The sequence below is a fragment of the Falsiroseomonas sp. genome, assembly GCF_041690465.1.
Classification (GTDB): Bacteria; Pseudomonadota; Alphaproteobacteria; order Acetobacterales; family Acetobacteraceae; genus Falsiroseomonas.
Map to the genome: position 1 here is coordinate 25,951 of NZ_JAWLHG010000028.1, position 15,435 is coordinate 41,385.

A 15,435-nucleotide genomic window follows, 5' to 3' on the forward strand; every position below is an offset into this window, starting at 1 on the left:
TCAGCCGCCTTCATAGGCGCGGTGATAGCGGCGCCCCAGCGAGGTGAGAATCTCGTAGCCGATGGTCCCGCAGCGCGCGGCGATCTCGTCCGGCGTGTTGCCGTCGCCGCCGATCAGCAGCAGCCGGTCGCCGGGCGCGGCCTCGGGGATCTCGGTCACGTCGAAGGTCGTCAGGTCCATGGACACCCGGCCCACCAGGGGCGCCTCTCGGCCGTGAAGGATGCCGAAGGACCGGCCGGAGAGCGCGCGAAGGTAGCCATCGGCATAGCCCGCTGCAACGGTGGCGATCCGGCGCGGGCCCGGCGCGGTCCAGGACGCACCATAGCCCACCGTGTCGCCGGCGCCGACCTCCCGCACCTGCAGCACCTCCGCTTCCACCCGCGCCACCTGGCGCATCGGATTGGCGGCGCCCGGCGTCGGGTTGATGCCGTAGAGCGCGCAGCCAGGGCGCGCGAGATCGGATCGGAAGCCCTCGCCGAGGAAGATGCCGGAGGAATTGGCGAAGCTGCGCGGCACGCCGGGCGCGATGCGCGCCGCGGCCTCGGCGAAGCGGGCGCGCTGGGCCTCGTTCATCGGATGGCCGGGCTCGTCGGCGCAGGCGAGATGGGTCATCACGTAGCGCAGCGCGATGCCGTCCAGCCGGTTGCGTTCCTGCGCCAGGGTTGCCTGCTCCCGCGCATCGAGGCCGAGGCGGGACATGCCGGTATCGAGATGCAGCACCGCCGGGCGGCCGCTTCCGGCATAGGCGGACACGTCGCCGAGGTGGTTCAGGACCGGGATCAGCGCGGCGTCCTCGTCGGCGCCGGGCGGGAAGCCGTTGAGGACGATGATGTCGGGCGTCCGCTCCCGAGCGCCTTGCGACGCGGCACCGAGGGCGGCGCGGAGCGCGAGGCCTTCCGTGAGGTGGGCGACGAAGAAGGTGGCGCAGCCTGCGTCGCGCAGGGCGCGGGCCACCGGGGCGGCGCCGAGGCCATAGGCATCGGCCTTGACCACGCCGGCAGTGGGGCCGCCGTGGCGCGCCGCCAGGTCGCGCCAGTTGGCGACGATGGCGGGGAGGTCGATGTGGAGGATGGCTCGGCCGGGGAAGGGCATCGGGCGGGGGTTCTCCCCCACCCTAGCCAGCCTGCGCAAGAGGCGGCGCCGGCACTGCCTCGGCCCCGGCGCCGACGCCAGTGCCGCGACGCCGCAGGCTGGCCGCGGTGGGGGGAAGCCGCATGGAGATCAGGGCGAAGCGCACCTAATCGCCATACCCCCCATCATGCTGCGTATCGAGATCCCCGAACCGCGTGAACTCGCCCTCGAAGAACAGCTTGATCGTGCCGGTCGGGCCGTGGCGCTGCTTGGCGATGATCAGCTCCGCCTTGTTGTGCGCCTCCTCCATGTCCTTCTGCCACTTGTCCATGGCGCCGGAGAACTTGTCCGAGCTGTCGTAGGTCATCTCCTTCGGCTGGCGCTGCGCCAGGTAGTACTCGTCGCGATAGATGAACATCACCATGTCCGCGTCCTGCTCGATCGAGCCGGATTCGCGCAGGTCCGAAAGCTGCGGCCGCTTGTCCTCCCGGCTTTCGACCGCGCGGGACAGCTGCGACAGCGCGATCACCGGCACCGAGAGCTCCTTGGCGATCGCCTTCAGCCCCTGGGTGATCATGCTGATCTCCAGCACGCGGCTTTCCGGCTTGGTGCCGGCGGCGGGGCGCATCAGCTGCAGGTAGTCCACGACGACCAGGTCGAGCCCCTTGGTCCGCTGCAATCGCCGGCAGCGGGTGCGCAGCGCGCTGATGGTGATGGCGGGCGTGTCGTCGATGAACAGCGGCAGCCCCTGTAACTCGCGGCTGACCTCCACGAAGCGGTCGAAATCGCGCTGCGCGATGTCGCCGCGGCGGATGCGGTCGCCGGAGATGCGTGCTTCCTCGGAGAGGATACGGGTGGCGAGCTGGTCGCAGCTCATTTCCAGCGAGAAGATCGCCACCCCGCCGCGCGGAACCGCGTTCGGGTCCTTGTCGCGCGCCTTGCGCAGCACCGACCGCGCCGCACCGAAGGCGACCTTGGTGGCGAGCGCCGTCTTGCCCATGCCAGGCCGCCCGGCGAGGATCACCAGGTCCGACGGGTGCAGCCCGCCCGTCTTCTTGTCGAGGTCGCGCAGCCCGGAGGACAGCCCCGACACGCCCCCCGGATTCGAGAAGGCCGTCGCCGCATGGTTCACCGCGGTGGCCAGTGCACGCTCGAAGCTGACGAAGCCGCCCTCGGCGCCGTTGTCCTTGGCCAGCTCGAACAGGTTCTGCTCGGCCGCTTCCAGCTGCTGGCGCGCATCGAGCTCCGGCTCGGCGCCGAAGGCGCGGTTCACCACCGTCTCGCCGACGTCGATCAGCTGCCGCCGCAGCCAGGCATCGTGGATGACGCGGCCGTATTCGCCGGCATTGATCACGCCGACCATCGCCGAGAGCAGTTGCGCGAGATAGGCGGAGCCGCCCACCTCGTCGAGCAGGCCGTTATGCTCGAACTCGGCGCGCAGTGTCACCGCATCGGCGAGCTGCCCGGCCTCGATGCGGCGCTGGATGGCGGCGAAGATGCGGCCATGCACGGGGTCGGCGAAATGCTCGGCGGCGAGGAACTCGCCGACGCGCTCATAGGCCTTGTTGTTGGCGAGCAGCGCGCCGAGCAGCGCCTGCTCGGCCTCCAGATTGGCCGGCGGCAGGCGCTGCGACAGGCCGAACAGCCCCCCGCCATCGCCAGCCAGCGGCCCCCCCAGGGGGCCACCAGAAGAACCGCCGCCGGGACCGAAAGTGTTCATCCTCACACTCTACCCCGGCGGGCGAGTCGTGCCTTCCCCCTCAGCCTGGGGATCACTGTGGATAGCGGGGAGGATCACTCTGCCGCCAGCCGGGCATGCGAGGGCGCGGCGCGCTCGGCCTCCATCATCCAGTCGCGCGTCAGCGGCAGCACGGCCTTGTCGCGCGTCAGCTGCACCTGCCAGTTCATGTGGTCGCCCACCCGGAAGGCCATCTCGCAGCCGGCCAGGTAGAATTCGAACATACGGCAGAAGCGCTCGTCGTAGAGCGACTGGATGGCATCGCGGTTGGCGGCGAAGCGGCGGCGCCATTCGGCCAGCGTCAGCGCATAATGCAGCCGCAGGATCTCGAGGTCGGTCACCCACAGCCCCGCACGCTCGATCGCCGGCATGATCTCGGACAGCGCCGGACAGTAGGCGCCGGGGAAGATGTACTTCGCCATCCAGGGATTGATGCTGGCCGGCCCCTCCATCATGCCGATGGCGTGGATCAGCGCCACGCCGTCGGGCTTCAGCGCATCGCGGACCTTGCGGAAGAAGGTCGCGTAGTTGCCGATGCCGACATGCTCGAACATGCCGACCGAGACGATCCGGTCCACCGGCCGGTCCCATGTGCGGTAGTCCACCAGCTCGAAGCGGACGCGGTCCGCCACCCCCGCCTCCGCCGCGCGCCGGCGCGAGGCCGCCAGCTGCTCCTGTGAGAGGGTGATGCCGGTGACGCGGGCGCCGAAGTCGCGCGCCAGCGTGATCGCCATGCCGCCCCAGCCCGAGCCGATGTCGAGCACGTCGAGGCCGGGCCGGTCCAACCGCAGCTTGGCGGCGATGTGGCGCTTCTTCAGCGCCTGCGCCTCCTCCAAGGTCTCGGTGCCGGTCGGGAAATAGGCGCAGGAATACTGGCGGTCGCGGTCGAGGAAGAGGCTGTAGAGGCGCCCGCTCAGGTCGTAATGGTGCGCCACGTTGCGCTTCGCGCGGGCGATGGCGTTGCGCTGGTCGAGCCGGCGCCTGGCCCGCCGCCAGCGCGCCAGCAACGCCTCGGCCGGATGGCGGCCGCCGCGGTAGTTGTTCAGCACCAGCAGGTGCAGGACATCGGCGATGGTGCAGCCCTCGGGCTCCACCATGCCGTCCATGTAGTGCTCGCCGAAGGCCAGCGCCGGGTTCAGCACCAGCCGTCGCAGCGCGGCAGGGTGGCGGATGGCGAAGGCGGCTTCCGGGCCCGGCTCGCGGCCGTAGCTGCGCCGCGTGCCATCGGGATAGCGGACGGTCAGACGCCCGAGCACGACCAGACGGTCCAGTGCGGCGTGCAGCAGCTTCTGGAACATGGGGCACCCCTCCTGCCAGGGTGTCCTCTCCGGTGCTGCACCCGGGCGGGTGCCATTAAGGCAGATGCACGCACGAATTCCAGACACGGCACGGTGCGCGGGGGGCAGATGCCCCCCGGCCACCGGGAGGTGCGTGAGCTGGAAGGCGTCCTCAGCGCTCCATCGCGGAGCCGAGCTCCGCCAGCTCGGCGGCCAGCTCGGCCTCCAGGCTCTCGGTCTCGTCCTGCTCGGCGGCGCGGAGATCCTCGCCGCGCGCCTGCTTGTCGGCCTCTTCCTGGCTCCGCGCGACGTTCACGTCGATCGGGATCACCACCTCGGGATGCAGCTCGACGCGGACCTGGGTGATGCCAGTGGTCTTGATCGGCTGCTCCAGCAGAACCTGGCTGCGGTCCACCGTCAGGCCATTGGCCTTGCAGGCATCGGCGATATCGCGCGAGCTGACCGAGCCGTAGAGGCTGCCGCTCTCGCCCGCGGCGCGGATGATCACCACCGCCAGGCCGAACACCCGCTCGGCGATCCGCTCGGCCTCCTCGCGGCGCTTGATGTTCTGCGCCTCGAGCTGGACGCGCTCGCGCTCGAAGCGCTCGAGGTTGTCCTTGCTGGCGCGGATCGCCTTGCCCTGCGGGAGCAGGTAGTTGCGGGCAAAGCCGGGGCGGACCTTCACCCGCTCGCCCATCTGGCCGAGCTTCTCGACCCGCTGCATCAGGATGACTTCGATCATGACGGTACCCGTCTCTAGCTGCGGGGCGGGGGCGCGCCGCGCCCGCCTCCCCCGTTGTTGGATGAAGAGCGGAGCAGGTCGAAGGCGCCATAGCCCACGACCGCGAGGGAAGTCGGCACGAACATCAGGAGCAGCGCCATGTAGACCCCGCCGAGCAGCAGCGGCCGGCCGCCGCGCCCGCGCGTGCGACGATGCAGCGCGGCAAGGCCGTGCAGCATCAGCGGCACCAGCAGCACCAGGACGAGGGAGAGCGGCACCGCATCCGCCCCCTCAGCCGCCGCCAGCCAGAGCCCGAAGGCAAGGCCGGGCGCCACCGCGTACCAGCCCGGCAGGCGCGCGCTGCTCCAGGCCGGTGGCGCCGCGATGCCGGCGCGCGCCAGCATCCACCCCGCCAGCCAGCCATTGGCGAGCAGCGCCAGCGCCACCCAGAAGCCGATCGCCGCCGCCTGCACCCGCACGATCTCGGCGACCAGGCCGGCGGAATCCGCCAGGTCGAAGCTGTCGAGCGCCGCCTCGGTCAGCGCCCGCAGCGTGCCCTCGAGCCCGCCCGGCATGTCCGCCAGCCACAGCGCCGCGCCGACGATCGTGGCGGCCGGCAGCAGGCCGAGCATGGCCAGCGGCAGGCCGAGCCCGCCACTTGCCCGCGCAGCGATGAGAAGCAACGCCGCCGGCGCGCCGAAGGCGATCAGGAACAGCCAGGCGCCGATGGCGGTGCCCGCCAGCCAGACCAGCAGCCCCGCCAGGCCCGCCGCCAGCAGCAGCGCCGCCGTCCCGAAGCCCATGCCGGCCAGGAACAGCGGCAGCGGCACCGCCCAGAAGGCGACGACGCCGAGCGGCATGCCGCGGAACGCCCAGAGCGCCAGGATGGCCGCGACCAGCCCGGCCGCGCCGGCGGCGAGCAGGCGCGGATCGGCGAGCGGGCCCCCAGCGCGCGGCTGGGTGCCCTGCCCTTCCTTCCCCGGTCCTGTCCGGTCCGTCGGCATGGCGCGTGGCCTCGCCCCCAATACCCGGTGGCTTGCTCAGTCGTTGATGACGTAGGGCAGCAGCGCCAGGAAGCGCGCGCGCTTGATGGCGTTCGCCAGCTCGCGCTGCTTCTTCGCGCTCACCGCCGTGATGCGGCTCGGCACGATCTTCCCGCGCTCCGACAGGAAGCGGGAGAGCAGCCGCACGTCCTTGTAGTCGATCTTCGGCGCGTTCGGGCCGGAGAAGGGACAGGACTTCTTGCGCCGGTAGAAGGGCCGGCGGGCGCCGACGGCCGGACGGCGCGCGGCGGGGTTGTTGGCGGTCTCTTCGGTGCGGTCGGACATGTCAGATCACTCCCCGTCCATGCCGGGTTCGACTTCGTCGCGCGGGCGGGCGCGGAATTCCTCGCGGTCGTCGCGCTCGCGCCCGCCGGTGCGGCCGGAGCTGAAGCGGCCGGCCGGGCGCGGGCCGCGGAAGCCGCGGTCGCGCTCGCGGTCCTCGCCGCGGCGGGCGAGGATGGCCGAGGGCCCTTCCTCCAGCGCCTCGACGCGAATGGTCAGCGTGCGCAGCACGTCTTCATGCAGACCGAGCTGGCGCTCGGCTTCCTGCAGGGCGGCGGCCGGCGAATCCACGCCGAGCAGCATGTAATGCGCCTTGCGGTTCTTCTTGATCTTGTAGGCGAGGCCGCGCAGGCCCCAGTACTCACGCTTGCGGACCTCGCCGCCACCGGCCTTGACGGTCTGCTCCACCTGGTCGGCGATCGCGTCGACCTGCTGTTGCGTGATGTCGTTGCGTGCAATGAGCACGCATTCATATAGGGGCATCTGTTCTCCCTTCGGCTGTCTCAGCCCCAGCCTCACGGCTACCTTGCCTTCGCCGGCACCATGCCGGAGCGACGCGCAAGCGGGCATAGCCGGGACCGATGCCTCGGATCCCGGCAGGGAAGCGCGGCTTGAAGCACGGGAGGGGGTCCTGGGGCAAGGGTGGAATGTCCCCAGGCCCACACCGCTGCGTCAGCCGCCGGCGGGCGCACCCCAGCGCGCCGCAACCGCTGCGCGCAATGCCGGAGCGACGCGCAAGCGGGCATAGCCGGGACCGATGCCTCGGATCCCGGCAGGGAAGCGCGGCTTGAAGCACGGGAGGGGGGGGGGCAAGGGTGGAATGTTCCCAGGCCCACACCGCTGCGTCAGCCGCCGGCGGGCGCACCCCAGCGCGCCGCAACCGCTGCGCGCAATGCCGCGTCGCGGTCGTACTGGTGCACCACGGCGCTCGCCCGTCCATCTTCATGGCGGAGCAGCCCGTCCGGGCCGGCGAGCAGGCCGTGCGGCGCATCATCGGGCACCGTCATCACCGCCTGGCCGTTCGGCACCCGCATCGCCCGGCCACCAGCCTATCCAGCAGGACGTGGTCGTGGATCGCCTGGTCCACGCCGGAATGCCGCGCCGGCGCCCCCGGGATCAGCCGGCACATCCAGCTCCCGGCGCAGGAGACCGACGCATCCGCCGCCCACCGCAGCGCCGAGGCCGTGACTGGCGGCGAGCCCCATGGCCAGCCGCTCGGCGAGCGTCGCATGCAGCCGCGCCGCTGCCTCGCGGCAGTCGGAGAAACCCCGGCGCGCCTGCGCCAGCTTCGCGAGCAAGCCCATCCCGATGCCCCCCTCCCCCCGGCATCGCCGGGAATGCCTGGCGGCGCAACGGCCCGCCCCGCGCCGCCCCTTGACGCCTGCCCCACCCGAGCCCTAGGCGGCGCGACCTTCCCTCGCACGGCCAGGACAAGACCCAATGGCGCTCGCCTTCACCTTCCCCGGACAGGGCAGCCAAGCCCCGGGCATGGGGCGCGACCTCGCGGCCGCCTTCCCCGCCGCGCGCGAGCTGTTCGAGGAGGTGGACGAAACCCTGAAGCAGAAGCTCTCGAAGCTGATGTTCGAAGGCCCGCCCGAGGATCTGACCCTCACCGCCAACGCCCAGCCGGCCTTGATGGCGATGTCGCTGGCCGTCATCCGCGTGCTGGAAAAGGAAGGAAACTTCGCGCTGAAGGACCGCGTCGCGCTGGTCGCCGGCCATTCGCTCGGCGAGTATGCCGCGCTCGCCGCGGCCGGCACCTTCGACGTGCCGACCGCCGCCCGCCTGCTGCGTTTGCGTGGCGAGGCGATGCAGAAGGCGACGCCGCCGGGCACCGGCGCCATGGCCGCGCTGCTCGGCGCCGAATTCGACCAGGCACGCGAGATCTGCGCCGCCGCCGCCACCGACCCGGAGACCGGCAAGCGCGAGGTGGTGGAGGTCGCCAACGACAATGGCGGCGGGCAGATCGTCATATCCGGCCACGTCGCCGCGGTGGACCGCGCCATCGAGAAGGCCAAGGAGGCCGGGGTGAAGCGGGCGATGAAGCTGCCGGTCTCCGCCCCCTTCCACTGCGCGCTGATGGCGCCCGCTGCCGAGGCAATGGCCGAGGCGCTGGAGCGCGCCACCATGCACATCCCCGCCGTCGCGGTGGTCGCCAATGTCTCGGCGGCCAAGGCGACCGACCCGGCCGAGATCCGCGAACTGCTGGTCAGGCAGGTCACCGGCACCGTGCGCTGGCGCGAATCCGTGCTCGCCATGGCCGCCATGGGCTGCGACCGCTTCGTGGAAGTGGGCTCCGGCAAGGTGTTGACGGGCCTCATGAAGCGGCTGGCGCCGGAGGCGAAGGCAGAGGCGGTCGGCACGCCCGCCGACATCGAGAGCTTCCTGAAAAGCCTGTGACCCCCTCCCTCGCGCTCACCGCCACGCCCACCGCCGCCGAAGAGGAAGCGGTGCGGGCGGCGCTGCGCGAGGCCAATGAAGCCGCGGGCTTCCCGCATGATTCGAAGCCGCTCGTCGTGCTGCTGCGCGACGATGCGGGTGCGGTGGTCGGCGGGCTCTGGGGCCGCACCGGCTGGTCCTGGCTCTATGTCGAGAACCTGGCGGTGCCGCCGGCGCTGCGCAGCGAGGGGCTCGGCGGGCGCATGCTGGCGATGGCGGAGGCCGAGGCGCGCATGCGCGGCTGCATCGGCGCCAGGCTCGACACCTATTCCTTCCAGGCCCGCGGCTTCTACGAGGGGCGCGGCTATGCGCTGGCCGGCGCTATCGAGGATTGCCCGCCCGGCCAGACCCGCTTCACCATGGTCAAGCGCCTGGACGGCGTCGCCACCGCCGAGCCCTGGCCCGACGCCGAGGCGCCGCGCGTCACCATCACCGCCACCGCGATCGACTGGGATCCGGTGGTCGGCGTGCTGGAGGACGGGCTGACCGCCTTCAACGCGCCCTTCGCCGGCTCAGACGATTTCCACCCGCTGAACCTGGTGGTCCGCCGCCTCGGCGACACGCATCCGGTCGGCGGGCTCAGCGGGCATGTGCTCTATCGCTGGTTCTTCGTCCGCCTGCTCTATCTGCCGGAGGATCTGCGCGGCGGCGGGCTCGGCGCCGAGCTGATGCGGCGTGCGGAGGCCGAGGCGCGCGCGAGGGGCTGCATCGGCATCTGGCTCGACACCTTCGGCTTCCAGGCCCGCCCCTTCTATGAACGCCTGGGCTACCGCGTCTTCGCCACGCTCGACGACTTCCCGCCGGGCCATGCCCGGCACTACCTGATGAAGCGCCTCGACGGGGCGCCCGCATGATCGAAGGAGCCCGCGCCATGTTCAACCTGACCGGCAGGACCGCCCTGGTGACCGGCGCGACGGGGGGCATCGGCGCGGCCATCGCCACCGCGCTGCACGCGCAAGGCGCCTCGGTTGCGATCACCGGCCGGCGCGAGGCGGAACTGGCGCAGCTGGCGGAGGCGCTGGGCGGGGACCGCGTGCTGGTCGCCCCGGCCGACCTCGCCGATCCCGCCGCCCCGGCGGCGCTGGTGGAGAAGGTGGAGGGCGCGCTCGGCTCGCTCGACATCCTGGTGAACAATGCCGGCTTCACGCGCGACATGCTGGCGCTGCGGATGGGCGATGCCGACTGGAACGCGGTGCTGGAGGTGGACCTGACCGCCCCCTTCCGCCTGGCGCGCGCGGCGCTGCGCGGCATGATGAAGCGGCGTTGGGGGCGGATCGTCTCCATCGCCTCCATCGTCGGCGTCACCGGCAATGCCGGCCAGGCCAACTACGCCGCCGCCAAGGCCGGGCTGATCGGCATGAGCAAGTCCCTCGCGCAGGAGGTGGCGACGCGCGGCGTGACGGTGAACGTGGTGGCTCCCGGCTTCGTCAAGACCGCGATGACCGACGCCCTGCCGGAGGCCGCGCGCACCACCCTGCTCTCCCGCATCCCGACCCAGCGCATGGGCGCGCCTGAGGATGTCGCCGCCGCCGTCGCCTATCTTGCCAGCACCGAGGCCGCCTGGGTCACCGGGCAGACGCTGCACGTGAATGGCGGGATGGCGATGGTGTGAATCGCGGTGCCCGGGGCCGGGCCGCCAGCCTACGCCCCGGCGAATCGGAACTCCCCCGCCGCCTCCCACGGGCCGCCGAGATAGCGCCACAGCAGCAGCGATTCGCCGCGCGCCGCCCAGGGTGCGAACCCGGCCTCCAGCTCCCGCAGGGTCGCCCGCGCGAGTTCCGGCGCGACCTTGTTCTGCACCGTCACATGCGGCCGCCACCCCTGCCGGTCCTGCGCACCGAGCCGGGGCGCGAAGTGGCCGGCCAGCCTGCCCCGCAGCGCGGCGAGCGGCGCCGACGCGGCCGCATAGGCAACACCGCGGCCGAGGAAGCGCAGCCCGGCGATGTCCAGATCGAAGGTCGGAGTCGCCGCCGCCTCCGCCTCCAGCACCGCGCAGACCGCCTCCGCCTGCTCGCCCGGCAGGGCGTGGAACAGCGTCAGATGGGCCGGGATCAGGTTGCGGGCGGGTGGGAAATGCGCGCGCCTTGCGGCGTCCAGCCGGGCGAAGGCGGCCGGATCGAGGCCGAGGGTCAGGATCAGCGGCGCCGCCATGCCTCCCCATCTGGCTCGGCCATCCGCCCCGCCAAGCCGCCCGCCACATTCCCCCGGCTTGCGCAACCGCGCCGCCTAGGCCAAGTGACGCTTCCATGTTAGAGCCGCGCCGCCCAGGCCTTGGCCCCGGGCGGCCGTGCCTGCAGGCTCGGCATGCAGTTCCGTTGAACCACCAGTTCCGACCACCGCACCAGATCCCCGCCACGGCGGGCACGGCACGACGCAGCAGGAGAGACCCCGGTCCATGAGCGACACCGCGGAGAAGGTGAAGAAGATCGTCGTGGAGCACCTCGGCGTTGACGAGGGGAAAGTGACGCCGGAGGCGTCCTTCATCGACGACCTCGGCGCCGACAGCCTCGACACGGTCGAGCTGGTCATGGCTTTCGAGGAGGCCTTCGGGGTGGAGATCCCGGACGACGCCGCCGAGAAGATCACCACGGTCAAGGATGCGATCGAGTACATCGAGAAGCAGAAGGCGGCTTGATGTGCCGGGCATGAACGCGCTGCGTTCATGCCCCTCGGTCGCCGGGCGGCCGGCTTCCGCCGGCCTCGGCGTCGTCGCGCACGCTGCGCGATCGCGGCTTCGTGCGGCGGCCGGCACGCTTGGCGCGGGCCGCCTTCGCCGGCCGCCAGCACAAGCGGGGCGGATGCCATGCTAGGACGGGGAAGCTAACCGTGTTCGCTCATCTCTCGGCGCCGCGGCGCGTCGTCGTCACGGGCATGGGGATCGCCTGCCCGCTCGGCCTTGGGGTCGAGAATGTCTGGAAGCGGCTGACCGCCGGCGAATCGGGCCTCGGCGCCATCCAGTCCTTCGATGTCAGCCAGCTGCCCTCGAAGGTGGCCGGCCAGCTGCCGCAGGGCCCGAAGGCCGAGGGCAAGCTCGACATCGCGGAGTGGATCCCGGTCAAGGACATCAAGAAGATGGACCGCTTCATCCAGCTCGCGCTCGTCGCGGCGGAGGAGGCGGTGGAGGATTCCGGCTGGAAGCCGGAGGGCGAGGCGGATCGCTGCCGCACCGGCGTGATGATCGGCTCCGGCATCGGCGGCCTGCCGACCATCTACGAGGCGTCCATCCAGATCTTCCAGGGCAAGCAGCGCCGCCTCTCGCCCTTCTTCATCCCCTCGGCGCTGATCAACCTGGCCTCCGGCCATGTCTCGATCAAATACGGCTTCAAGGGCCCGAACCATGCGGTGGTGACGGCCTGCGCCACCGGCGTGCATGCGCTGGGCGACGCGGCGCGGCTGATCGCGCTCGGCGACGCCGAGGTGATGGTCGCCGGCGGTGCCGAGGCCGCGGTCAGCGAGATCGGCATGGCCGGCTTCTGCGCCTCCCGCGCGCTGTCCATCTCCTTCAACGACACGCCGACCAAGGCGAGCCGCCCCTGGGACAAGGACCGCGACGGCTTCGTCATGGGCGAGGGCGCCGGCGTGGTGGTGCTCGAGGAATACGAGCACGCGAAGCAGCGCGGCGCGAAGATCTACGCCGAGGTGGTCGGCTACGGCATGTCGGGCGATGCGCACCACATCACCGCACCGACCGAGGATGGCGACGGCGCCTTCCGCTCCATGAAGGCGGCGCTGGCCAGCGCCGGCGTCACGCCGGAGCAGGTGCAGTACGTCAACGCGCACGGCACCTCCACCCCGATGGGCGACGACATCGAGCTCTCGGCGGTCGAGCGGCTGTGGGGCGATGCCGCAAAGCGGCTGGCGATGTCCTCCACCAAATCGGCGATCGGGCACCTGCTCGGCGCGGCCGGCGCGGTGGAGGGGATCTTCTCGGTGCTCGCGATCCGCGACGGCATCGCGCCGCCGACGCTGAACCTCGACAACCCGTCCCGCGAAAGCCCGATCGACCGCGTGGCGAACAGCGCGCAGCAGCGGAAGATCGAGGTCGCGCTGTCCAACAGCTTCGGCTTCGGCGGCACCAACGCGAGCATCGTGTTCAAACGCGCCGCATAGGCGCGCGGGACATGGGTTGCCGCCTGAGCCTTCCGTGATCGCGGCCGCGCGCGTCTTGCCCGGCGCGCGCCGGCTTGCCACAGGGGGCGGGTGATGCGCCGCCTCCCTGCCCTCCTCCTCCTGCTGCTCCTGATCCTCGCCGGCCTCGGTGCCGGCGCGTTCTGGTACGCTCGCGAGACCTATGCCGCCCCCGGCCCGCTGGCCGAGCCGGCGCAGATGGTGGTCCCGCGCGGCGGCACCACTGCCATCGCGGAGGCACTGGCCGCGCGGGGCGTGATCGCCGATCCGCGCGCCTTCGTTGCCGCCGCCTGGCTGACCCGCGGCGAGGGACCGATTCGCGCCGCCGAATTCGCCTTCCCCGCCGGCGCCAGCCTGCGCGAGGTGCTGGAGGTCCTGCGCCGCGCCCGCCCGGTGCAGCGGCGCATCACCATCCCCGAGGGCCTCACCGTCGGCCAGATCACCGCCATCCTGGAGCGTGCCGAAGGGCTCACCGGCGAGGTGCCGGCCTTCGAGGAAGGCGCCCTGCTGCCCGAGACCTACGCCTATCAATGGGGCGATCCCCGGGCCGCCATCATCCGCCGCGCCGGCCAGGCGATGGAGGCCGCCCTGGCCGAGCTCTGGGCCGCGCGCCAGCCGGAGCTGCCGCTGGCTTCCCCGCGGGAGGCGCTGATCCTCGCCTCCATCGTCGAGCGTGAGACCGGGCAGGCGGAGGAGCGCGGGCTGGTGGCGGGCGTCTTCATCAATCGGCTGCGGCGCGGGATGATGCTGCAATCGGACCCGACGGTGGCCTATGCCGCGGCCGATGGCGGCGTGCTCGACCGCCCGCTGACCCGCGCCGACCTTGACCGCGAGCACCCCTTCAACACCTACCGCGTGCGCGGCCTGCCGCCGGCGCCGATCGCCAGCCCGGGGCGGGAGGCGTTGCAGGCCGTGACGCAGCCCGAAGCCACCGAGTTCATCTACTTCGTCGCCGACGGCACCGGCGGGCACGCCTTCGCCCGCACGCTGGACGAGCACAACCGCAACGTGGCGCGCTGGCGCCGCATCGAGCGGGAACGGGCGGCCGGCAACACCAGATGATACTTGGCTTATGAAGTGCTGAAGCACTTCATCCTCAATCGCCGGCGGCCCTCCGGGCCTTGGCTTCGTCATGCCGAAGGCATGCGGTCGCATGACGCACAAGCGGCGGCGGCCATTCGGCCGCTCGCCGTGCTCCGCACGGCGCAGGTCAGGCCGCGATGAGGAAGGTATGACGCTGACCGGCCCTGCGCTCTGGTGGCGCCTGCTGGTCATCGGGGGGCTGTGGGGCGCGTCCTTCCCGCTGCTCAGGCTGGTGGCGGTGGAGATGCCGCCCTTCGCGCTGGCAGCGCTGCGCGGCAGCTTCGCGGCGCTGGCGGTGTTCGCCTTCCTCGTCCTGACGCGCCGGCTCGGCGGTCCGTTGCAGCTGCGGCACTGGCTGGTGCTCGGCACCACCAATGGCTGGGTGCCGAATGTGCTGACCGCGCTGGCGCTCGACCGGATCGAGGCGGCGCCGGCGGCGCTGATCCATGCCGCAACGCCGTTGCTGGTCGCCATCTTCGCCTCCGTCCTGCTGCGCGAGGAGCGGCAGGGGCCGCGCTCCGTTGCCGGGCTGCTGCTCGGCTTCGCCGGCATCGCGGTGATCCTCGGGCCGGATGCGGTGGCCGGCCGCGCCTCCTTCACCGGCGGCCTGCTGATCCTGGCCTCGGGCGTCTCCTACGCGGCGGGCACGGTCTATGCGCGCCGGGTGCGGCCCGGGGCGCCGGCGCAGCTCGCACTCGGGCAGCAGGTGGTCTCGGGCGCCGCGGCGGGGCTGCTCTCGGCACCGTTCTCGCCGGGCGAGGCCTATGACCAGCCGCTCTGGATCTACGGCGTGGTGGCGGTGCTGGGCGTCTTCGCCTCGGCGCTGCCGCTGACCATGTTCCTCTCGCTGCTGGCGCGCGCGCGGGCCACCGATGCGGGGATGGTGGGCTATATCCAGCCACCTTTCGCGGCCGCCCTCGGCGCACTCATGCTGGGCGAGGTGCCCTCGACACTTGTGCTCGCCGGCGGCGTGGTGGTGCTCGCCGGGGTATGGCTCGCGACCGGCCGGCGATAGCTGGCCGGTCGCGCCGTCAGGCGCGCTACCCGCCCTTGATGCCGTCAGGCGCGCTACCCGTCCTTGATGCCGCCAGGTGCGCTACCCGCCCTTGATCTCGATGCGCTTGGCCTGCGGCCGGGGCTGTTCCGGGCGCGGGATGGCGATGTGCAGGACGCCCTTGTCGAAATGCGCCTGCACCTTCTCCGGGTCCGCGTCGAAGGGCAGCGCGAAGCGGCGGAGATAGGTGCCGGACTGACGCTCCACCAGGTGCCAGCGCTTGTCCTTGTCCTCCTCCTTCCGCTCGCTGCTGCGCTCCGCGCGCAGCGTCAGCACGCCGTCCTCGAGCTCGATCGAGACATCCTTCGGCTCGATCCCCGGCAGTTCCGCGGTGACCTCGAGCTTGTCCTTGCTCTCGGACACGTCGACACGCGGGCTGATCACGCCCGGTCCGGTGAAGGGTGCGGGCAAGCCGCCGAAGCCGCCCATCACCTGATCGAACAGGCGGTCCATGCCGCGGCGCAATGAGGTGAAGGGATCGGACTCGCTGCGGCCGAGCTGGTTCTGTCCGGCATTGGGGGGCTGTGACGTGCTCATGGCGTTGTCTCCGTGTGCTTCGCGCGACGCGACCGCACGCACGGGGGCGGTGGCCGGGCGCG

Annotated in this window: 17 protein-coding genes; 7 read left to right on the forward strand and 10 right to left on the reverse strand. The window is 71.9% G+C overall.

The features are described 5' to 3' along the window. The 8 genes from alr to ACESM1_RS21620 all read right to left on the reverse strand — a co-directional run bounded on the left by alr (position 1) and on the right by ACESM1_RS21620 (position 7,166). Positions 1 to 1,092, reverse strand: coding sequence for an alanine racemase (gene alr, locus ACESM1_RS21585; RefSeq protein ID WP_372623276.1), 1,092 nt, complete (start codon positions 1,090 to 1,092; stop codon positions 1 to 3). 145 nt (positions 1,093 to 1,237) lie between these two features. Next, complete coding sequence (locus ACESM1_RS21590; RefSeq protein ID WP_372623277.1) at positions 1,238 to 2,791, reverse strand: replicative DNA helicase; 1,554 nt, start codon at positions 2,789 to 2,791, stop codon at positions 1,238 to 1,240. 74 nt (positions 2,792 to 2,865) lie between these two features. Further along, positions 2,866 to 4,107: a class I SAM-dependent methyltransferase gene (locus tag ACESM1_RS21595; protein ID WP_372623278.1), complete on the reverse strand. Its 1,242-nt coding sequence runs from the start codon at positions 4,105 to 4,107 to the stop codon at positions 2,866 to 2,868. A gap of 151 nt (positions 4,108 to 4,258) precedes the next feature. Further along, the gene (gene rplI, locus ACESM1_RS21600; protein WP_372623279.1) at positions 4,259 to 4,828 is read right to left on the reverse strand and encodes a 50S ribosomal protein L9; all 570 of its coding nucleotides are present in this window, start codon (positions 4,826 to 4,828) and stop codon (positions 4,259 to 4,261) included. Positions 4,829 to 4,842: 14 nt separating this feature from the next. Next, a complete protein-coding gene (locus ACESM1_RS21605; RefSeq protein ID WP_372623280.1) occupies positions 4,843 to 5,811 on the reverse strand; it encodes a hypothetical protein in 969 nt (322 codons plus the stop codon). A gap of 36 nt (positions 5,812 to 5,847) precedes the next feature. Next, a complete protein-coding gene (gene rpsR / locus ACESM1_RS21610; protein ID WP_372623281.1) occupies positions 5,848 to 6,135 on the reverse strand; it encodes a 30S ribosomal protein S18 in 288 nt (95 codons plus the stop codon). Between the two features lie 6 nt (positions 6,136 to 6,141). Beyond that, on the reverse strand, positions 6,142 to 6,615 hold the full coding sequence (rpsF, locus tag ACESM1_RS21615; protein ID WP_372623282.1) for a 30S ribosomal protein S6: 474 nt from the start codon (positions 6,613 to 6,615) through the stop codon (positions 6,142 to 6,144). 362 nt (positions 6,616 to 6,977) lie between these two features. Continuing rightward, complete coding sequence (locus ACESM1_RS21620) at positions 6,978 to 7,166, reverse strand: hypothetical protein (protein WP_372623283.1); 189 nt, start codon at positions 7,164 to 7,166, stop codon at positions 6,978 to 6,980. A gap of 406 nt (positions 7,167 to 7,572) precedes the next feature. Here ACESM1_RS21620 and fabD point away from each other — a divergent pair, with 406 nt between their 5' ends. The 3 genes from fabD to fabG are packed head-to-tail and all read left to right on the forward strand — an operon-like array spanning position 7,573 to position 10,183. Continuing rightward, entirely contained in the window at positions 7,573 to 8,532 is a 960-nt protein-coding gene (gene fabD, locus ACESM1_RS21625; RefSeq protein ID WP_372623284.1) for an ACP S-malonyltransferase, read from the forward strand. Continuing rightward, on the forward strand, positions 8,529 to 9,425 hold the full coding sequence (locus ACESM1_RS21630; protein ID WP_372623285.1) for a GNAT family N-acetyltransferase: 897 nt from the start codon (positions 8,529 to 8,531) through the stop codon (positions 9,423 to 9,425). Before fabD ends, ACESM1_RS21630 begins: the two co-directional genes overlap by 4 nt. A 17-nt stretch (positions 9,426 to 9,442) precedes the next feature. Next, entirely contained in the window at positions 9,443 to 10,183 is a 741-nt protein-coding gene (gene fabG / locus ACESM1_RS21635; protein WP_372623286.1) for a 3-oxoacyl-[acyl-carrier-protein] reductase, read from the forward strand. Between the two features lie 29 nt (positions 10,184 to 10,212). Here the strand turns inward: fabG and ACESM1_RS21640 are convergent, their stop codons facing one another. Beyond that, entirely contained in the window at positions 10,213 to 10,722 is a 510-nt protein-coding gene (locus tag ACESM1_RS21640) for a 2'-5' RNA ligase family protein (RefSeq protein ID WP_372623287.1), read from the reverse strand. A gap of 244 nt (positions 10,723 to 10,966) precedes the next feature. Here ACESM1_RS21640 and ACESM1_RS21645 point away from each other — a divergent pair, with 244 nt between their 5' ends. From ACESM1_RS21645 to ACESM1_RS21660, 4 genes are all read left to right on the forward strand, one after another. Next, a complete protein-coding gene (locus tag ACESM1_RS21645) occupies positions 10,967 to 11,206 on the forward strand; it encodes an acyl carrier protein (RefSeq protein ID WP_372623288.1) in 240 nt (79 codons plus the stop codon). A gap of 191 nt (positions 11,207 to 11,397) precedes the next feature. After that, complete coding sequence (gene fabF / locus ACESM1_RS21650) at positions 11,398 to 12,681, forward strand: beta-ketoacyl-ACP synthase II (RefSeq protein ID WP_372623289.1); 1,284 nt, start codon at positions 11,398 to 11,400, stop codon at positions 12,679 to 12,681. 93 nt (positions 12,682 to 12,774) lie between these two features. Beyond that, a complete protein-coding gene (mltG, locus tag ACESM1_RS21655; RefSeq protein WP_372623290.1) occupies positions 12,775 to 13,761 on the forward strand; it encodes an endolytic transglycosylase MltG in 987 nt (328 codons plus the stop codon). 169 nt (positions 13,762 to 13,930) lie between these two features. After that, positions 13,931 to 14,797 carry a DMT family transporter gene (locus ACESM1_RS21660; RefSeq protein WP_372623291.1) on the forward strand — a complete coding sequence of 289 codons (867 nt, stop codon included), beginning with the start codon at positions 13,931 to 13,933 and terminating at the stop codon, positions 14,795 to 14,797. Between the two features lie 81 nt (positions 14,798 to 14,878). Here the strand turns inward: ACESM1_RS21660 and ACESM1_RS21665 are convergent, their stop codons facing one another. Further along, complete coding sequence (locus ACESM1_RS21665; protein ID WP_372623292.1) at positions 14,879 to 15,373, reverse strand: Hsp20/alpha crystallin family protein; 495 nt, start codon at positions 15,371 to 15,373, stop codon at positions 14,879 to 14,881. Positions 15,374 to 15,435 lie beyond the last annotated feature (62 nt).